At 58.8% G+C, this 18,439-nt stretch carries 24 protein-coding genes; all 24 read right to left on the minus strand.

All coding sequences use genetic code 11. The features are described from left to right. Nucleotide 1 precedes the first annotated feature (1 nt). The gene (locus tag NM686_RS02835; RefSeq protein ID WP_255188560.1) at nucleotides 2–466 is read right to left on the minus strand and encodes a phage baseplate assembly protein domain-containing protein; all 465 of its coding nucleotides are present in this window, start codon (nucleotides 464–466) and stop codon (nucleotides 2–4) included. Next, nucleotides 447–1,493, minus strand: coding sequence for a phage baseplate assembly protein (locus NM686_RS02840; protein WP_255190476.1), 1,047 nt, complete (start codon nucleotides 1,491–1,493; stop codon nucleotides 447–449). The genes NM686_RS02835 and NM686_RS02840 overlap by 20 nt, the downstream gene beginning before the upstream one ends. Then, the gene (locus tag NM686_RS02845) at nucleotides 1,486–2,670 is read right to left on the minus strand and encodes a DNA circularization N-terminal domain-containing protein (protein ID WP_269022317.1); all 1,185 of its coding nucleotides are present in this window, start codon (nucleotides 2,668–2,670) and stop codon (nucleotides 1,486–1,488) included. Before NM686_RS02845 ends, NM686_RS02840 begins: the two co-directional genes overlap by 8 nt. Beyond that, on the minus strand, nucleotides 2,670–4,745 hold the full coding sequence (locus tag NM686_RS02850; protein ID WP_255190478.1) for a phage tail tape measure protein: 2,076 nt from the start codon (nucleotides 4,743–4,745) through the stop codon (nucleotides 2,670–2,672). The genes NM686_RS02845 and NM686_RS02850 overlap by 1 nt, the downstream gene beginning before the upstream one ends. 317 nt (nucleotides 4,746–5,062) lie before the next feature. Next, a complete protein-coding gene (locus NM686_RS02855; protein WP_269021840.1) occupies nucleotides 5,063–5,365 on the minus strand; it encodes a phage tail assembly protein in 303 nt (100 codons plus the stop codon). A gap of 74 nt (nucleotides 5,366–5,439) precedes the next feature. Further along, nucleotides 5,440–6,780 (minus strand): SGNH/GDSL hydrolase family protein, encoded by a 1,341-nt coding sequence (locus NM686_RS02860; RefSeq protein WP_255190480.1) that lies wholly within the window; start codon nucleotides 6,778–6,780, stop codon nucleotides 5,440–5,442. A gap of 41 nt (nucleotides 6,781–6,821) precedes the next feature. Further along, nucleotides 6,822–7,187 (minus strand): phage tail tube protein, encoded by a 366-nt coding sequence (locus NM686_RS02865; protein ID WP_255190481.1) that lies wholly within the window; start codon nucleotides 7,185–7,187, stop codon nucleotides 6,822–6,824. A 67-nt stretch (nucleotides 7,188–7,254) separates the two neighbouring features. Next, nucleotides 7,255–8,715, minus strand: coding sequence for a hypothetical protein (locus NM686_RS02870; protein WP_255190482.1), 1,461 nt, complete (start codon nucleotides 8,713–8,715; stop codon nucleotides 7,255–7,257). After that, nucleotides 8,712–9,200, minus strand: coding sequence for a phage tail terminator protein (locus tag NM686_RS02875; RefSeq protein ID WP_255190483.1), 489 nt, complete (start codon nucleotides 9,198–9,200; stop codon nucleotides 8,712–8,714). Before NM686_RS02875 ends, NM686_RS02870 begins: the two co-directional genes overlap by 4 nt. A gap of 1 nt (nucleotide 9,201) precedes the next feature. Next, the gene (locus NM686_RS02880; protein WP_255190484.1) at nucleotides 9,202–9,705 is read right to left on the minus strand and encodes a phage protein Gp36 family protein; all 504 of its coding nucleotides are present in this window, start codon (nucleotides 9,703–9,705) and stop codon (nucleotides 9,202–9,204) included. Then, the gene (locus NM686_RS02885; RefSeq protein WP_255190485.1) at nucleotides 9,705–10,352 is read right to left on the minus strand and encodes a hypothetical protein; all 648 of its coding nucleotides are present in this window, start codon (nucleotides 10,350–10,352) and stop codon (nucleotides 9,705–9,707) included. Before NM686_RS02885 ends, NM686_RS02880 begins: the two co-directional genes overlap by 1 nt. Before the next feature lie 105 nt (nucleotides 10,353–10,457). Next, a complete protein-coding gene (locus NM686_RS02890; protein WP_255190486.1) occupies nucleotides 10,458–11,354 on the minus strand; it encodes a Mu-like prophage major head subunit gpT family protein in 897 nt (298 codons plus the stop codon). A gap of 36 nt (nucleotides 11,355–11,390) precedes the next feature. Beyond that, nucleotides 11,391–12,398 carry a phage protease gene (locus NM686_RS02895; protein WP_255190487.1) on the minus strand — a complete coding sequence of 336 codons (1,008 nt, stop codon included), beginning with the start codon at nucleotides 12,396–12,398 and terminating at the stop codon, nucleotides 11,391–11,393. 356 nt (nucleotides 12,399–12,754) lie between these two features. Beyond that, complete coding sequence (locus tag NM686_RS02900) at nucleotides 12,755–13,156, minus strand: hypothetical protein (protein WP_269021843.1); 402 nt, start codon at nucleotides 13,154–13,156, stop codon at nucleotides 12,755–12,757. A 2-nt stretch (nucleotides 13,157–13,158) separates the two neighbouring features. Beyond that, nucleotides 13,159–13,611: a regulatory protein GemA gene (locus NM686_RS02905; RefSeq protein WP_255190489.1), complete on the minus strand. Its 453-nt coding sequence runs from the start codon at nucleotides 13,609–13,611 to the stop codon at nucleotides 13,159–13,161. After that, the gene (locus NM686_RS02910) at nucleotides 13,608–13,787 is read right to left on the minus strand and encodes a hypothetical protein (RefSeq protein ID WP_255190490.1); all 180 of its coding nucleotides are present in this window, start codon (nucleotides 13,785–13,787) and stop codon (nucleotides 13,608–13,610) included. The genes NM686_RS02905 and NM686_RS02910 overlap by 4 nt, the downstream gene beginning before the upstream one ends. Then, nucleotides 13,787–14,296 carry a host-nuclease inhibitor Gam family protein gene (locus NM686_RS02915; protein ID WP_255190491.1) on the minus strand — a complete coding sequence of 170 codons (510 nt, stop codon included), beginning with the start codon at nucleotides 14,294–14,296 and terminating at the stop codon, nucleotides 13,787–13,789. Before NM686_RS02915 ends, NM686_RS02910 begins: the two co-directional genes overlap by 1 nt. 76 nt (nucleotides 14,297–14,372) lie before the next feature. After that, nucleotides 14,373–14,924: a hypothetical protein gene (locus NM686_RS02920; RefSeq protein WP_255190492.1), complete on the minus strand. Its 552-nt coding sequence runs from the start codon at nucleotides 14,922–14,924 to the stop codon at nucleotides 14,373–14,375. Further along, the gene (locus NM686_RS02925; protein WP_255190493.1) at nucleotides 14,921–15,157 is read right to left on the minus strand and encodes a hypothetical protein; all 237 of its coding nucleotides are present in this window, start codon (nucleotides 15,155–15,157) and stop codon (nucleotides 14,921–14,923) included. Before NM686_RS02925 ends, NM686_RS02920 begins: the two co-directional genes overlap by 4 nt. A gap of 25 nt (nucleotides 15,158–15,182) precedes the next feature. Beyond that, a complete protein-coding gene (locus tag NM686_RS02930) occupies nucleotides 15,183–15,383 on the minus strand; it encodes a hypothetical protein (protein WP_255190494.1) in 201 nt (66 codons plus the stop codon). Next, nucleotides 15,380–15,601 (minus strand): DUF551 domain-containing protein, encoded by a 222-nt coding sequence (locus tag NM686_RS02935; RefSeq protein WP_255190525.1) that lies wholly within the window; start codon nucleotides 15,599–15,601, stop codon nucleotides 15,380–15,382. The genes NM686_RS02930 and NM686_RS02935 overlap by 4 nt, the downstream gene beginning before the upstream one ends. A gap of 9 nt (nucleotides 15,602–15,610) precedes the next feature. Next, a complete protein-coding gene (locus tag NM686_RS02940) occupies nucleotides 15,611–16,549 on the minus strand; it encodes an AAA family ATPase (RefSeq protein WP_255190526.1) in 939 nt (312 codons plus the stop codon). Next, nucleotides 16,546–16,758 carry a hypothetical protein gene (locus NM686_RS02945; protein ID WP_255190527.1) on the minus strand — a complete coding sequence of 71 codons (213 nt, stop codon included), beginning with the start codon at nucleotides 16,756–16,758 and terminating at the stop codon, nucleotides 16,546–16,548. Before NM686_RS02945 ends, NM686_RS02940 begins: the two co-directional genes overlap by 4 nt. A 9-nt stretch (nucleotides 16,759–16,767) precedes the next feature. Continuing rightward, nucleotides 16,768–18,432, minus strand: coding sequence for a transposase family protein (locus NM686_RS02950; protein WP_255190528.1), 1,665 nt, complete (start codon nucleotides 18,430–18,432; stop codon nucleotides 16,768–16,770). Nucleotides 18,433–18,439 lie beyond the last annotated feature (7 nt).

The following is an 18,439-nucleotide window of genomic DNA, read 5'->3' on the forward strand; positions in this document are numbered from 1 at the left end:
CTCACACCGGCTCGCCGGAATTGCCACTACCGGGTTGTACGTTTTTATGCAAATGATGCAGGACGGAGATATTGCCGACGATGACGTCACCGTCTGGTATTAACACATTAGGTGCATTCGCGATTGTCACGTCATGCCCCCCACCATCGATCGCTATGCCGTTGCGGCCTAACTTCACCACATGTCCAATATCGTCATGCAATGCCACTTCCCCTTCGACCAGCTCCAACTGATAACGCTTGTCGCCAATCACGATCGCCACGCCATAAGAGCGGTCGCCGGACGGAAACAGCAAATAAGCCTGCGCGCCGGGTTTGGGCCGGTAACTGAAGCCGTAAGGTTCCACCCTGGCCAGATTGTTCAGCACCTCGCCATCCAGTATCCTGGCCTGCAGTTTTTCCTGGCCAATCAGCGTTGCCACGCCATGCGCAAACAGCAACTGCAGCCTATTCCAAATCTGTTGCATAAATCAGCCTCTCGTCCTGGCTTTTAGCCTTATGTTTAGCACCTCTCTTGGCTTTGCCCGGCGCCGGATCGCCCAGGAATGCCTCACGCTTCATCACGCTCAATCGGGTCATGCTGCCGCGCTGATCATCCAGGGTAAACGCGCGATCGCCGATCAGATACACACCGTCTATGTCTTCATCAGGGATGATCACCCGCACCTGACTATTGATATCCCACACGCCGCCGGCATGCGTCCAGCCGACCACCTCCAAATCAATCCGATTGGCCCGTGCCTGACGCCGATTGCGCTCCGTGGTAGCGCGCCGGTCGCAACCGCCCACACCCTGGCCGGTTTTGTCGGCCATGATATGCAGCGGGCGAAAAAACGTGATACCGCTATCCTTCACCGCGCCTTTCAAAGCCAAGTCATTCCGGTAGTCATACCCCTTCACCAAATAATCGGAATAGCGTAGCTTGTATTCATCCACCACCGTGTAACTCTCGATATGCTCGCCATACACCAGCGTAGCCACCGGCGCTGCGCTGCTCGGTTCCGTCAACAGCAAACCGCCGTCCGGCGTGGCGTACAACAATAAATTGGCCGCACGGGCCGCATTGATCAAGGCATTGGCCGGCGATTCGCATTGCAAACTAAAGTCCGGCACCACGGCCGCTTTTGCCGTCACTTGCACAGGCACGTTAAACGTACTGCAAAGCCGCTTTACAATCTCATCCAAACTCAAGCCGGACAGGGTTTGCGAATACTGGCAATCGATCAGCTCCCGGCCCAACGAGCGCGCCTCGATGTCGATGCTATGGCTGTTTGCGTCCACATGCCGGCGAATCGAATCCGGGCGGATCGTCGTCACCACCGTGCCTTCAATCAACACCTCGATCACGGTATTGGCATCCACCCCCAAACGCTGGCCAGTACCGGGCCGGGTCACCGCCAACGTCACCGAGGCGGCCAGATCATCCACCGACGCGGAGATATGCACCTGCTGCCAGTACGCATAGCGCTGACCATTGAATTTAATCTCAACCATACACACGCCCCCGCACGAACAGCGGATGCCGCACGCCATTGCGGGCAATCAACACAGCCTCATCGATCTGCATGCGATGCGCCAAAACCGTGGACGGCAACGGCGATACGATGTCGCGGATCTGCTGCGGCTTGAGGTCTTGCGCCATCACCGCGTCCATCAACGCGGCTCGCGCCGAAATCGCCGCCTGAAACACCGCATCGGGCAAGGCCGGCAGCAACGCATCGTAAGCCGCGTCAATAGACTGTAGCGCAGCGTCCCGGTCGGCCTCGGCGGCAAAGTCCACCAGCGTCGCCTGCATGGCGGTCGCTAAAAACAGCCGGCTTTGCAAGGCCTGTTCACGGGCCAGATTGCCACGCACCGCGCTATCGGTGGCCGCCACGCCGGTCACGACATACACGGGACGGCTGGACAAAGCGGTCAAGCGAGACACCCAGCGCGGCCGGTCGCTAGCGGAAAGCGAGATACCCCCCGCATCGGCGCTGGTGTTGCCCTGGATATCACCCAGGCCGACGGCATGGGTCAGGCTGCGCAAGGTGGCGGCATAGCGGTCAGGCGTCGCCGCCAGACTGCCGACATCACCCTTAAACCCGCTGACCAAATTCAACGCCTGCTGCGCCCAGCTCAACGGCAGTGCGGCAAACGAAATAGCCTGCCTGACCATTTCCAGACCGCCTTGCACAGTCGAGACAAACGCATTCAAGCCATCGGCGCTCATGGCCAACAAATCGAAATCCGCCTCGGCCGCGTCGGCAAAACCCTCGATCGCCGCAGCGGCGGCATCCACCTTATCCGGCTCTGCGACCGGCGGCGGCTCGCCCCCCGGCACAAACTCAATCGCCAGCGTACAAAAGCCTTGCTCCTGATGGGTTTCGCGCCGGCTCCAACTGCGGGCGCGCACCCACAACCGGCCCAGCCACGGATGAATCAGCCACTCCGCGCCGGGCTTGATCAATTCGGCAATCAGCGCATCGCACGCGGTGTCGTAATTCGCGCCGATAAAATAGGCGTTCAGCGTCCAGCCATTAGCCTGACCGCCCAAATCCTCCACCACCGGCCACTCCGCGCCGGGAAACTCATGCACCGCCAGGCGGCGGCCGCCTTTAGCGTCGTGGCTGTCGGTCAAAAACTCGAGGTCGCGGAATTGGGCGGTTTGCCAGCGGTCTTGGTAACTCATTAGGGTGATCCTGGTGCGCCGGTGCGGATGTTGCCGGTGTTGCTTTGGTTGATCGTGGTGGACATATTGCCGGTTTCCTTGCGCTTAACCACAAGTCCCGGAGCCACATCTAGTGTTAAATGGGCATCAACTTTCTGCGGCGCACGGGCGGCGTCATATTTCAACATGTCGCCAACGCCCTCATACAATAACCCGATGCCGCCACCGGCCAGCGCACCAATACCAGCTCCAACACCGGGAATGGGTATTAGGTTCCCGGCCACCGCGCCGTATGCCGCTCCATTCATTGCAGCTTTACCATAGCGATTGATAGCCGAATCTTTCTCTGTCACGGCATCCAGCGCCATATCGCCTACCATGGCCCCAGCCCCATACAAGCCAGCGGCGGCTCCACCTTTAATGACCTGGCCGGTAGCGCTGATTAGCGGCCGAGAAAACTTCCCGCCGCCCATCGCCCATGCAGAAACACCCGCCGCCGTGCCCAAGGCAATAATCGGCGGCGTAGCGCCGACCACGGCGGCACTTAAACTCGGGTACTTTTGCGACAAATCGACAAACATTTCCGCCGCTTTGGTAATCGTCGGTATCAGCTTGTCCATCGCCTCTTTTTGCCGAATCGCCGCTTCTTGCTCGGCATTCCGCAGGGTCGCCGCGCCAGTGCCGGCCATGGTTTGGTAGTTGATGTCGTTGGCCCCTGTTTCGGTATCGTTTCGGCTAATAAAACCGCCTACCCGATCCGTCAGCGCTTTATTGCGCATCCCAAATAGCGCACCACGTGCTTGCATGTCCTGAAAAAAACGACCAATGACGCCGCCTTCAGCCAACTGCGAAATCGATTCGATAGCCGCTTGCTGGTCGGTTTTATTGCCGGCCGCATTCAGCTTGGCCAGCGCCGCTTTCATTTTCGGATCGCGCGCGGATATCTTGTCGATCAGGTTTAGCCAAGCGTCGACGGCATTGATACCTTTGATGCGTTGATCGATCAGAAACTTGTTCAAATCGCCGCCGCCGGCCTTGTCAAAATCCTTTGCGGTATCGTTGGACGACAACTTGGTCAGCAGGTTGAGCACATTGTTACCAGCCGTCGAAGTATCGCCGGCGGTCATGATGGCGGCCTGGTTCATGGTCAAGATTTTTTGTAGCCCTGGCAATCCAACCAGACCGGCGGTTTTGCCGACCGCCAATTGGCCTGGCAAAGCTCGCGCCATATCCTTGATCTCAAAGCCACCGGCCTGGCCGGATGCAGTGATCATGTTCAGCGCCCGCTTTAAATCGCGCTCGTTGCCGACGACGTTTTGTCCTACCAATGCACTGGCCAGATTGGCGATATCGACCGGCGCCGCCGACGATCCATACGCCGTGCGCATCACCGTCGGCAAGAACGCCAGCGATTGCTCGCGGGACAACGTACCCTTGGCAATTAACGCATCCAGCGCCTCGGCGGCCTGGTCCCGCGTGCCACCACCCCCTTGTTTCAGATCGACAGAACGGTTAATGACGGCTTCCAATTCCTTAGCGCCTTGCAGCCGACCGGATGCGTTACGTTCCGGAAAGGCGGTATTGGCCATGCTGGCCAGACGCTCGTCGAAACTCATCGCCGTCATCACCGGCGCTTTCAACGCGTAACCGGCAGCCGCGACACCCGCGCCCACCGCCACGCCGGCTCTGATCCGCCCCTGCGCCGTTTCAAAATCCTTGGCGGCCTTGGCGGCTTTTTGCTGCTCGGCCGTCAGCTTGCCCATTTCATTGGTCAGTCGGGTGATCTTTTGCCGGGTCTTTTCGGCGGCGCGGGTGAGTTCATCTTGGCTTGCGGTGCCGGATTTTCTAAGTTCTTGGTAAGCGTTGACGGTTTTCCGCATTTCTTCGCGGATTTTGCTTTCAGATCGCATGCCCAACTGCTCGCGAGCCAAGGATAGGCGCTCGTAGCTTTGGCGCTGCTTGTTGTTGGATTGGTTGACCCGCTGTTCAGTATCTCGGGTGATCTTTTCGACGTGTTTGGCAACCTTGTCGATCGCCGAAGATGCCCCGGCGTCCGATACCTTGATGCGTAACTCGACAGGGACTTGATTGGACATAAAAAAACTCCGGATACGGGATGTAACCGGAGTTTACGGGGATAAAGCAGATATGATCAGGCTGGAAATGTTTCCAGGGATATAGTCTCCCCTTGGGAGAGGGCCGGGGTGAGTGTGTATTTACTCGTTCCCACGCTCCCGCGTGGGAATGCATAGCGTGCTTTAGTGCCGGTATGGGTTCCCACGGCGGACCGTGGGAACCAGGGGCTAATCAAACTTCCGCCCCTCCATAGCCGCCGCCATCTTGGCCCACATAAACAACTCGACCAACGGCAGGGCTTTAATGACCGGCAGCGGCTGATGCAGGCCGCGCGCGACTAATCCGACAGCGGTGAGGATTCTGATGACTTTTTTTCGGCTGTTTGCGCCGCCACCGCCGCATCCGCCTCGAGCATGTCGCTGGCGATCTGCTCCGCCCGCACATAATCCGGCCCGCGCAGCTGCTTGATCAACGCTTCGTCGGTGCCGGTCAACGACGCAATCAACGCAATCCGCTGCGCCACGCCGCCGCGCTGGTCGAAGGACAGATAATCTTCGGCGGTGGTGTAGTCGCGAAAGCTGAGTTCTGTGATTTGTTTTTTGCCGAGATTTAACGGCGTGGATAGTATGAGTTTTGGCATGGTGTTTTGCTTGTGTAGTTGGATGCCATTCGGCGGAACCGCGATGCGTTCCGCCTTACGGGTTGCGGGTTTGTCTAAGCTAGTGTCTTGCTATGATTGATCATCGCATGCTGTCCAAATCGCACCGTTACCTCGGCGGCTATTTTGCTGTAAAAAGAGGTTTGAATATAAATACCTGTCGTCCCATCTGGTATTGCCATTTTAGGAGTTGCTATGACGCCTCGCCAGCCGGCCTTATTGAGCGCCGGGTGTATTGAGTTAGTCGTAAATCCTTTTGCTGTTTTATTTGCGCCTGCAAATGTGATCAAAATGTATGGATAGTGCACATTCGCCGGGTTGCTGCCGGCATCGACTTCAATCTCGCAGAGATATTGCACGACATCACCAATTGCAAAACCTGCGTTTAAAGCAATGGCGGAACCGTTTGAATAAAAATCCAGTAGCTTGCCGGCCCCGTCTGGCGTCCATACGACTTGTTGCCAGTAGCCCGGACCATCAGTGCGCGCCACTTTTGACGCAACCGCAGTGCCACCGTTTGCGGTAGTTCTGATGCTAAAGCCGTTTGCGACATTACCTGTCACGTTTGCGCCTTTTGCGCCTGACGTACCAATGTTTATAGAATTCGGGTCGATAGCCGTTTCGTCTGCTGTTCCCAACGCGGCAATACCAAACAACGGGGATTTGTTGGGTAGGTAAGGGTCAAGCACGCTAGCGGCTGTTTGTGCAATTAAAAATGCGCCCGGCAAATCAGGATGCAACCCATCAACCGCCAATGTGCTCTTAGCCGCACCCGTTAATACATCCGGATCGGCGCATTGATAATGCTGTGGAATCACGACAACATCGAACAAACGTGGCGCTGTATGCAGCATCCACTGATTGAATTTGGCCCAAACCGAGCGTTTCGCGGTGGTGTCTAGCTGATTAGATGGCCCAACCGTGTTTGAGATAACCCGCATCCCTGCGGCATTGAGCGTTGCAAACAAATAGCTATATTCAGCAACTAATTCATCAAATGATTTTGTGCCTGGATTGAAGTCATTGACGCTTGCTCGCAGAGCACACCAATGAGCGCCAGATGCTATGGCAGCTCCGATTCTGTTCCTGTAAACAGAGGCTCCAGTTAATGCGCCAGTTCCGCTTATGCCGTCAATGTGGATAAAGTCCAACCGTTGACTCATCAGTAAGTTTGTTAAATTCCAGACCGCATAAGATTCAGTCGACAACGAGCCAGCTGTATCAGTGATTTTTGCGCGCTCATCAAATGAATCTCCTACGATAGCGACTTTATTTTTAGGGTTTGATATTGACAGTCTATGCAACCTTGACTCGTCGCATAAATACAGTATCCCTTTAATCCTAACCATACCATCCTCATACCCAGCCGCCCCACCATCAGTCTCAAACTCGGCCATCGAGTCATATTCCCAAATCTCCCGTGCGCGTCGCTTGCCCATTACGCAATCCTCTCTGAGGTATTGCTCATCAGCGTAAGCTTGCTTTCACCCTCGCCAAACCCGGCCGGTTCGCCGGCGCGGAACGCTTGCGGCATCATATAGACTTGGCCACTGGTCAGGCGCACCACGACATCTTCGTTCTTGATGTTGTTGATCGCATCCATATCCACGCCGGCTTGCAGATTGATGTTCAGATCCAGCTTGGCGGGGCTGCTGGAGGTTTTGTAGCCGCCGTCTTCCGGCAGCCGGCCGGGGACATGGTCGCGGGTTTCGCCGGACGGGGTAAAGGTGCCGGGCTCTTTGGCCAGCGGCAGTTTGCCGATGGAGGGTACCGAAACGGTGCGGATATTGTTTAATTCAGCCATGGTTTAAATCTCCAAAAATGTCTGCTGTGTTCCCACGCCGGAGCGTGGGAACCCTGTTGGATCGGGGTTAAACCCGCTTGGCAAACTGTGCCCGGCCGGCCAGGATGTAGAACGGCGACAGCAGTACCGGTTTGTCCAAATAGTTGAAGCGGCTCGGATTGGTCGGGTCTTGCTCCACGACCAGCGTATCTTTGTAATAGGCATAGTTTTGCACCCAGCCGTATTCGCGCATCAAGGTGTTCTGGTACAGGCTCAGCAGATACGCCCGCACCGAATCCTCGGTGGTAATGCGCAATCCGGGTTTATAGCCCTCGTTGGTCTTGGCCGCCGCCGTGCCGACAAAGGCCTTGATGGCGCCCATGCGCTGCACGTAGCGAATCCGCTCCAGCACCTCCGGCGTGTTGACGTCCAGATACGCATCGTCCGGCGAGCCGTCCGGCCGTTTCTGGTGCAGGGTGATCAGGCGCTTGATGGTGCAACTGCCATCCGCGCCGATCTGCATCACGCTCATACCCTTAAACAGCAGGCTGTTGGCGTTGGTCCAGTCGTGGTAGGTCGTGCCGATCATGCCGGTCAAGGTAGTGCCTTCCAGGGATTCCACCGGGTTGTTGTACAACTTCGGCGCGGCCGCTGCCGTGACGATCGCGGCCGCTTCCCAGGTGGGGGTTGGGTTGATCTCCAACGACAGCATGCAAATGTGCTCATAGTTTTTGGTTTCGCCAAAGCCGGCTGCCGCCGCGTAATCGCCGCGATGGGCGGTAAACGCTCTAAAGCCGGCCTGCACCGGCGGTTGATAACGGCGCTGGCTTTCGGTGTGCCAGGCAGCCAGGGTGGCGGCGTCGTTGATGCCCAGTGCGATATAGCGGTACCAGCGGTTGGCGCCCAACAGCGTGGTCAAATCGCCCGGCGCCGGGTCGCCCGATCCGCCGGCCATGGCCGACAAGGTCAGCCCCAGCCCGGTCGGCTTGAGTTCGCCATACAGATTCAAGCGCAAATCGATGTTGTTGCCGCAGGTGCCTTTGTGGCGGGCGGTCAAAGTCACGACGCTAGCCACGGCGGCGGCCGTGACCGGAATATCGGCATCGGTAAACGCGGCGGCAATCGCGGTGGCGATTTGCGCGGTGGTCATCGTGCTGGCAATGCCGACGCTGACCAATTTGCCGCCTATATATAATGATAGGGTGCCGTCGGCAGTGGCGACGTTGGTCACCGTGATAGTACCGGTCGCGGCCACGCCAGCCACGTTGTCGGCATACGGCAGCATGTACAAGTCCAGGGTTTCGTCGATGGCCCGGTAACGCGCGGCCATTTGCGCCAGCATCGAGCCGGCGCCGGCTTTTTGCACCGCGTCGTACACCGAGCTGATCCGGGTAATCTCGCCGGCCACGGCGGTTCCGGCGGCCAATTTTTGACCGACCAGCAGCACGGCGGGAATATCGTCGCCCAGGCCGGCCTGGCTGCCGTCGATTTCGATATAGACGCCGGGGTAGCGCAGCGCCTGCGGAATGTAGTCGTAACTGATAGTCATAGGTCGGGTGCTCCGGTGTAAACCAGCTCGCTATACGGGCCGGGGTCGGGTAAATAGTTGGTAATCAGGGCATCGAATTGGTAACGGTCTGCCCAGTAAATGTCCTGCTGGGTGTATTCCAGCACCTTGCCGCCCACGAACCGGATCGGCGTGATGTCGGCCTCTATCTCCCAGCCTTGCAGCAACTTGCGCACGGCGTGTCGATAGGCCAGCAACACGTCGTCGGTTTCGCCGGCGCGCTGGGTGCGGGTGTTCTCGATGGCGATGATGGCATCGAACGCCAGCGTCATATCCTCGGCGCGGCCTTCGTTATCGGCGGCATCGGATTTGTCGGCGGCGCGGACCAGCCAAATCGCCGGCAGCGGTAAGGCGGTCGGCTCGATTTGGGCAAACTCGGCGGCCAGGCCGAAATCGCGAAACCAGGCGCCGTCAAAATGGGCGGGCTTGGGCTTGAGGTGATTGAGTACCGGTGTCAACGAGATCACGTTACCAGTCCTCGATTACAGTTGTCGCGCTGCCATAACGCCGGGTTGAACTCTCGAACTGCACCAGGTCATCGGATACGACCGGGTCCAGCGGGCCGGGTGGCGGTGCGGGCACCAAGTCCAGCTCGCCGCGCTTGAACATCTTGAGCATGTCCATGACGCCGTCGTAAGCCCGTTGCACTTCGGCGGTCATCCGCTCCGCGCCTTGCAAATAAAACAGGGCGATAGTCGACGCCATCCGCGCCAGCAGACTGGTTTGGGTACCGTCCGGAACGCCGGCGCTGATCAATACCTGGTCGGCATCAGCCAAGGCTTTGTCGATCGCATCCAGCGCACCGGCCAGTGCGGTTTGCTCGTCAGCGCTGTAGACGGCCAAACTGCCGCCGTTAATGGCGACGCGCAGCGCGGCTTCCGGAGGCATCACCATGTCGGCCGGCACTGCCAGTTGCGCGAGGCGGCGGGCGTTGGTACGGGCCAACAGATCGGCGCGGGTAGCGAAGGGCATTACTCAGCCGCCGCTTGGGTTTTGATTTGGTTCCAGGCTTGGTCGCGCTCGGCGGCCAGCACTTTGAAACCGGTCAAGGCCGTAATGGCATCGATCCCGGGTTTGCCGTCGCTCAACCAATGCTCGGCATTGTTAGCGTCCAGTTGGGCAATGGCGGCTTTGATGGCATCCATACGAGGATCGGCTTCGGTTTTTTCTTCGACGTTCGCTTGTTGTTCGCCTTCCGTGGCAGCGGTGCCATCCGCTACAGCGTCTGCGGCATCTGCCGCCGGGGCGGTTTCGCCCGTTTCAATGGCTTCATCATTTTCCGTTTCAGCTTCGGCCGCATTGGCCTCCGGGGAGGCGGTACCGGTATCGGTTCCTTCCGCCGCTGTCTCCCCAGTCGATCCCTCATCAGTTGCAAGGCTCTCGGGTGTGTTATTCGGGTCTTGTGCGGTTTCAATCGCGCCGGTTTGGGTGGCGGCGGCAACTTCGACCAACACGGTCGGCGAGTCGCTCACTTCCAAATAGGGGTCTTCTTGCAACGCCGCCAGGGTGGCATCATCAATCCCGTCCAGCTCGCGCCAGTTGCGGGTAAAACGCAGGCCGGCGCGGTCGCGTTTTTCCAGATCGGTGCGTAGGTTTACGCGGGCATATAATTTAGGCATCTCAATTCTCCATTGGATGTAGGCTGGGTTAAACAACGTGCAACCCAGCGTGATGGCTTTGTGCTGGGTTTCGCTTTGCTCTACCCAGCCTACGTCGGATCATGATTACGCAACCCAAGGGGTTACCAGCAAATCAACCTTTTTGTAGTTGATGTTGGTTTCGCCCGTCGCCAGACGATCACGCAACAACAGGTTTTCCGCCGCCACGCGGTTAGTCGGGCCGCAGACCAGCAAAGTCGGCACCGTGCCCAACTTGATGCCGCCATCGCCCACCTGGCTCAGCATGCGGTTATACAGGTCGGCAAAGTTGGTGGCGTCCAAGGTGGCCTTACTGCCGTAACAGCATTGCCAAAAGCCATAGGCCGCCGCACCGCGCCACCGGCCGCCAAACGAAAACACGTCGTTTTCGAACACGTTGGTCGAGCTATTGCCATCGGTTTGCGATTCCAGCTTGGCCGGCACGCGTTCTTGCAGGATCAAGGCAGGCGCATTGGGCGCAAACAGGTACCACGGCGCACCGGCACCGGCCTGAATGTTGGACGTAGAGACCGGCGTGCCAGTACCGTCGGTGTTGGGATAAACCGGGTGATCCGTGTCAAAGAAAAACTGGTCGTCGTAACAGTTGGTAGACCAGCCGGCCAGCAGCGCGGAAAAGATGATCTCATCCATCAAGCGCGCGGCGGCTTCGCCGTGACCATAAGCCACGGTGGCGTAATGGCCGAAGTCGTCGTCTTCCACGTCGGTACGCTGCACATCGATGGTGGCCTCGTACTTGTCATTGGTGACGGTGTAGGCTTTTTCTGCAATGGCTTTATGCAACCGCGCGCCGACCCATTTGCGGAAAGACGGCCATTTGGTCAACCAGGCATAGGTCGAGCTTTTGCTGGTGGACTTCATCAACCGGGCAATCATCTTCCAATTGCTCGGGGTATTGACCAGACCTTTATCGAAATTGGCCTGCAGCGTGGTTTTGAGTGCGTCGATTTGCGCTTGTGTCAGCATCGTGTGCTCCTAAAGTCAGGTAATCGGTGCCGGCGATTAGCGGGCGTGTTTTTTCTGCGCGGCCAGGAACTCTTCTTCCGTCACGCCCATTTTTTCCGCAATGGCCTTTTGCTCGGCGGTGAGCGCAGCGGTGCCGGTGGTGTGGCCGTCGCTGGCCTGGCGCTGGGTAATGGGCAGCGGGCCGCTGGTCTCCAAAAACTCGGTCAAGGCGGCCAAACTTTGTTTTTCCGCCCAAGGCTTCAGCGCCGGCGCCATGCGGCCATCGGTCAAGGCGGCGGTAATCAGGTCGGTTTTTTTCTGCGCTTCGGCCGCTGCATTGGCGTCGCTGATTTGCTTGTTCAGCGCGGCCAGTTCGGTGGTTAATGTGTCGCGCTCGGTTGTCAATGCCGCCAGCTGGGTTTTTAATGTGTCGCGCTCGGCAGTCAACGCCGCCAGCGAGGTTTCGGTTTGGGCATGCGTCACGCGCAGCGCGGCGAGTTCTTCTTCGGGTCTTGGCATGTCGGAGGTCTCCGGGTTGAGATTGGGTAAGGAAAAGCGTTTCGAAAGGGCGGCCATGCCGTCGTCATCGTCCAGGCCGTCCAGGCCATCAATGGCGGGGGTATTGGTGAGTGCGACGGAAATCACGTCGAGCACTTCACCTGTGGCGCTGTAGTAGTAAAAAACGGCGCTGATGTAGCGATACTCTTTGTCGGTGATGCGCTGCTGGGCGGTCGTGGTCCAATCCACACCCACAGCGTACAGGCCTTTGCCATCGCGCCACGCCATGTCGTGAAACCAACCGGCGGCAATCACCGGCTGACCGTTCCACTCGGAACGCAGGGATTGGTGTTCGTAATCGATCAGAGTGTCGTTTTTGCGGTCGCGCAGGCGTTGAATCACATTTGCGGCAATCTCGGCGTCCAACTGCCAGGCCTCGCAGTCTTCCGGACGACCATCGGCGGCGCGAAACGGACCGACCGGCAGCAAATGCGCTTCGGTTGGCACGGTGCCGGCAGCGGCAATTTCAAACGCAAGGGATGCGACTTTGACAGCGGGTTTGGACATAGCGGCCTCAAAAAATCAGTTGAGGCGATTGTCCGGGTTTGAGGGGTGTTTGATCAGGCTGGAAATGTTTCCAGGGGATACGTTCTAGTATACGATTGCGTATCGCGTGATAACGCGTTTGTAACCGCGTTCAAAACCCGTTTAAAAGCCCGCAGACGCGTTTAAACAATTTTGGGCTAGGCAAGGATGGCGACCTGGTCGCGCGCGGCGCTTAAATCGCCTCAGATTCGTTTGGCCCCGTCTCGTGGGGCCATGCCGATCGATGCGCCGACGGGAGGTAAATGCGCCGGGTCGATTGCGGGTGTTTTGGTGGCTGGCTCACCGCCCGCTGGAGCCTTTGCCTCCGAGAGGCTTGTTCATAAATCGAATATGCTCATATTCCAGTCGTCGGCTTCACGGCGGATATTTTGGATTTGCCTTGAGCACAGGTTGTACATTCGCGCCTGCTGGGCGATGCTTTCTTTATGCATATTGGCGGTGATGGCGTGGTTACGGTGAACAGCCAACAGCTTGTTTGCCTTTGGGCAAGTAAAACGCCGGTTGGCGTCCAGGTGCGGTTGCAGGGTATGGGCCAGCCGCGCCAGCTCGTCATCGGTCAGCGATAACGCCGAGGATTTGTGCAGAGGAATATGGACATTGACGCCGCCATGGTCGCGCAGCCATTCCTGGGCGCGAACAAACCCGAGCGCGCGCACAATCGCCCGCAATACGGGCGGCAGGGTGGCTAACAGTTCGGGGGCGACGTCGGGGAAATCCATTTTTAGCGTGCCATCCAGGCTTTCAGGGCTTCGATAATGGCCTGGCGCTCTTCGGGCGTCAGGCTATCCAGGTCGGGGACATTGTGGGCGGTTTGGCGGGCGCAAAAGGCCAGCAGCGCCGGGCGGCCGGCGTTGTTGACTTTGCCGGCCTGGCCTAGCTTGCCCCATAGTTTAACGATCATGCCGATCTGCGGCGTGACTTTGTTGGGTTTGGCGGCCGCCGCCGGCTGGTAGGTTTTACGCCGTGGCCAGCCGCGCGCGGCGTAGTCGTCCAACACTGCCGCTAGCTGCGGCACATTGAGCGTACTGGCGCTGACGCGGCCGTTTTGACCGGTGGCGCCGTGGCGGGACAACAGTTGGCGATGCATGTCGTCATCCCAGCCCGGCAGGTGTTTACCGGCCCAGCTGTTGGCGATGCCGACCAGTTGCCGATAGTGCTTTATGAGGTCGCTCATGACTGCGCGTCCTGCAGTTGCGCTACCAGCTCGTCCGCTTCATCCTCCGCCCTGGCGGCTGCCCGCATATCCTCGTTGTAGGCGGCGCGGCTGTCGGCATGCTGCGCGGCGTCGCGCAGGTGTTTGGCGCGTAGGCGCAGTTCTTGAATGCGTTCTTGGGTAGCTATGCGGTCCATTACGCCACCTCCTGCTCGAACGGCACAACGGCAAAATCTTCCACGCCGCTGTTGATGGTGATGCCGGCAATGCCTTGCACGGTTTTGGGGTCGGCCAGCATGGCTTCCTTGTTGGGTTCTTCCTTGGTGCGGATGAAACGCTCCAGCTTGAGCGCCTTCAGGGTTTCCAGCACCTTGTCCACCGCACGGATGCTGACACTGGGCGGCCGCTGACGCCAGCTGACTTCGCCGGTGATCAGATTGGCGGTTTTGCCGCCGTCTTTGCACAGTTCGGCCCGGTTGGCTTCGCACCAGGTCTGAATACCGGTCACCAGGCTATCGACACGGCTTTTCAAGGCCTCGATCTGGTCTTTGCGGCTGGCGGTGATGGCGGCGATCTCGTCGTTCACTTCGGTTTCGATGCGGATCAATTCGCGCTGGGTGTCGCCCAACAATTTGATAGCGATCTGGGTTTGTTCTTTGCTTTGACAGACAAAACTGGCTGCCGGGGCTTTGTGTTTCTTGGCCATGTTGGCTCCTATGGTTGGGGTTTTTCTCGTTCCCACGGTCCCCCGTGGGAATGCATATCGGTCCAGAGTCGACACCCTACGAGGTATCCGGCGCTATGCCGCCTTTCCAGTTGGCAGGCGGCTTGCTCTTGGCCTTCTTCTGCGCGGTCGCCGCCAGTTCCGCCACCGACACCGGCGCGCCGCCGACATTGCTGCGGTTGCGTTGCTGCTCGATCTTGTCTTGCTCCAGCTTGGCCGCCGCCCGTTCGCCGCGACCGGCGATCATGCTCAGCAGATAGCCGTTGCTCTTCAGCGGCAGCACCAGCGATTCCGGCCGGTTGACGACCAGTTTCATCATTTCCGCTTCCCACATCGCCGCCGGCGCCGAGTAGACGATGCCGTTGCGCTTGACTTGCGCGGCCTTGATCTGCGGCACCAGCTCCTTGGTCAGCGCCAAGCGGCGGCTCCAGCGCAGCTCCTGCTTGGTGGGCTTGAACAGCTCCAGATACCGCAGCAGCGCCCCGACCAAACTGATCGGCAAGCCGCCCAGCAACTCGGTCCACTCGTTGCCGGCCACCATTTCCATGGCCTGGACGATGTCGACGTCCTTGCCGCAATACGGGCAGGGTATGGCGCAGGCATTACTCACCGTGCACACTCCAGCACGACGGCGGCCGGCCACTGCCACCACATCAGCGCGCAGACCACGCCCAGCCCGACGGCGGCAATCCAGCCGGACCATTTGTCTGATTTGGCATAGGTCATTTGCGCATGCAGCCAGGCGGCGTAGGCTCGCTCGGCGTCGATGATGCGGAGCAGATAGCCGGCGTAACCGCCTTCCGGCTGGTGGGTAACGGTGTATTGAGGCTTCGGTTCTGTCATGACTCACTCCTATTCAGTTGCAGGGTTAATGCACGCGGCGGCCAACGCTTTGCACATTGACGGCGCGCTCCACGCCATGCGCGGCCAGGTATTGGTTTAAGGTATCCACCAGAAAACAGCCCATGCTGTGCGCGACGGTTTTGTCATCCGATGGGTGGCGCATGTCGTGGGCTTTGATGACCACGCCTTTTTCGTTGTCTTCGATGCTGATTAAGAACGTGCTCATAGGTCTATCTCCTGCTTGGGTCCGGCGGGCATGTCTGCCCAGTGAGTGACCGCACCGTTGGGGTGCTGGTTGCCTTGTACGTCGTAGAAAAAATGCTGAAAGAAATAACCCAGCCAGACGGGCTCATTCAGCGTGGGGTGGTACAGCAACACGGTCATTTCGTCGTCGGGTAACGACTCATTCACGTCCAGCCATTCGATGCCTTCCATTACGATCATGGCCACCTCCTACGCTACCGATTGCAGGCATAACGCCTGTTTAGCCACCGCATCCACCAGCGCTACGTTCAACTCCCGGTTGCCGCGAAACTGGGTAATCGCCGCCACCAGTCCCTCGATCAACATCCGCGCCGAACCTTTGCTATAGGCATACAGCCGCTTGATCACCTCGTCGGACACGTCCTCATCGCCAAAGGCGGCTTGTACCAATGCGCCGGCGTCTTCGACGGTGATGGCCTTGATGGTTTCCGGCCAAAAGCCGGTGCGGCTGCGGATTTGGTCGAACTGGCCGTGGGCCGGGCGAATCAGGCCGGTCAGGTGTTCGGTACCGGCCAGCACGATGCCGATGTTGGCCAGGTCACGCAGGCGGCGCAGAGTGTGCAGCACATGCGGCGTCAGCGTGTCGGCTTCGTCGACGATCAACAGGCTGTCGGTGTTTTGCAGGCTGCTGATGACGGCCTGAAACTTGTCGTCGATGCTGCCCTTGCCCTCGTACCCGGCCACGGTGCGGGCCATTAACTTGATCAGGCTTTGCACGGTCATGGTCGGTGTGGCCTCAATCAAATACGTGTTGGGCGTGGTGCGCTGATAATGCTTGACCGCAAAGGTTTTGCCGGTGCCGACAAAGGCGCTCAGCACCGCAAAGTTGCGGTAGCGGCGGGCCATCTGGCAGGCGGTTTGCGCCAGCCTGAACACGCTGGTTTCCACGGGTGCCAAGGCATCGCTGGCAGTGTCGTCGGCGTGTTTCATCGCATTGGCGACATTGACCAGCATCTTGCTGGGGCTGGTGGCATAACTGCCGCCCAGGATCTGGCTCAAGGTGCTGGCGGAGACGCGGGCCAGCCGGGCCAGTGCCGCTTGTTTGTATTCGCGCTCGGACAACCAAACCTTGATCTGTTCGATCTGGCCGATGTCGTCCGGCGTGTAGTGCTCGGGGTAGGTGCTCATGACAACACCTTGCCTTGCATGCTCATGACGGGTCGTGCATGGCATATAAACTTGCCGGCGCCGTCATGCACTAACAGCTTGTTATCGTCTGCCAGGCTGACCAGCGCATAATTGCCCTCCATTTTATCGAGGTCGTCCGCATAGTATGTGACAGCCTCGTACATGATTTGTCCGCGCCTCACGCGGCGCATATATAGTGTTTCGCTCATGGGGTTACCTCAGTCAAAGTTAAAAAGATCAATCTCAATCTCGGGTTCCGGCAGCGCCGGGGTTTGGTCTAACAGGGTTTGTGCATCGCTGGCGACGGCGTCGGCGTCGATGACCAGGCCTGCGCGGGCTTTCAGTTCGTCCAGCTTTTTCTCGATGCGCTTGGCTTGATCCACCACCCGCTTGTCGCGGCGCTCTTCCAGACGGGTTTTGTCGACCGCGTCGATGGCATTGATTAAATGCGCATCGCAGATCCAGCGGCCGTCTTGGGTGCGGATGACGGCGACGCGGTTGTCCATCAGGTCGTACTCCAGTACCACTTGCAGGTGGTTGTAGGCATGCAGGTCCGGATGGCCGTATTGGCGTTTGTTGTGAGTGATGCTGGCCCGCTTGACCGTCAACACCACCGCCTGCCGCTTCATTTCCAGCAGGTCGGCATGCGGCGGCAGCGGTGACAATTCGCCCCACACCTGGGCGCGGCTGACGCTTTTATCTTCCGGATGCTGGCGTTGTACGTAGCGGGCGATCCAGGCGTTAAAGGCGTCGGCAAATTCCATCAAGGTGGGCGGTTGCAACTTGCCGGCTTTGACGGCCTTAAGGGTTTCGGCGCGGGCTTCGTCGCTCATGTCGTCGCCGCAGTAAAACGCCGGCCGCCAGGCTTTTAAAAAGTCCCGTTTCACTTCCACGAAAAATCGTTCGATCCAGCCTTTGCCGTGCGGGTTGCCGGGTATGGCGTGGATGACTTCGATGTTGTGGCGGGCGTAAAAGCCGGTCATGTCGTCGGACATGAGTTTGTTTTTATGGCCGGAACCGTTGTCCACATACAGAAACAGCGGCACATGGTTCCAGCGGGCGAAGGTTTCCGCCCAGAGGTTTTGCACGGCGGTGGTGCCCTCGTGCTCATCGGCCCGCCAGCCCACAATAAAGCGGCTGCGCAGGTCCATCGCCACGGTCAATTCCGGCCGCCAGGGGAATTTGCCGTCGATGGGGTTGACCAGATAAATATCGGCCATGTACCCGTCGGCCACGTAGACGTCACCCGGCAAGGCGCGCTCGGTGCAGCGGCGGATGTAGGCTTTTTCGGTCAGGCGATACAGGCGGCGACCAATCCTCGCCGGGCTGTGCCTGCCCAACATGGCCGGCACGCTGCTTAGATAATTGCGTACTTGGTCATAGGTGCAGGCAAAGCCGTCTACCTCGGCCAGTTGCCGCCAGACCACGGACATTTCCGGCTGACTGGGCTGGTTGTAATACTCCAACGCCGGCCCCCACCACGCCGGTTGTTCGGTGACGACGCGGCCCTTGTGTTGCTCCAACAGATCGACTCTACCGCCGCCGGCTTTGACGAGTTTCAGCCACTCGAACAACACGCTGCGGGTCGGTGCGGCGCGATTGGCCTTGGCGGCCGTTTTCATGGCGTTCTGCAGGTAGGCATGCAGCGCGCCGGTTTCCGCGCGGGCCAGCAAAGTTTCGATGGCCTTGTTGGCGCTAAAACCGTTGCGCTCCATATCAAGAATAGTGTTGACGATATCGAACCGCGCCGTAGCGACCGCGCGCTGGCTGTCGTTGGCCTCTTTCCAGGGATCGCGCTGGCGTAGCGCGATGACCTGGGCTGTGGGGCGCACGGCGGGGCTGTTATCGTTCATCCTTTGTACGAGTGGGTTGGTGGTGGCCATGGTGCAT

This window comes from Methylomonas rapida (assembly GCF_024360925.2).
GTDB lineage: Bacteria > Pseudomonadota > Gammaproteobacteria > Methylococcales > Methylomonadaceae > Methylomonas > Methylomonas rapida.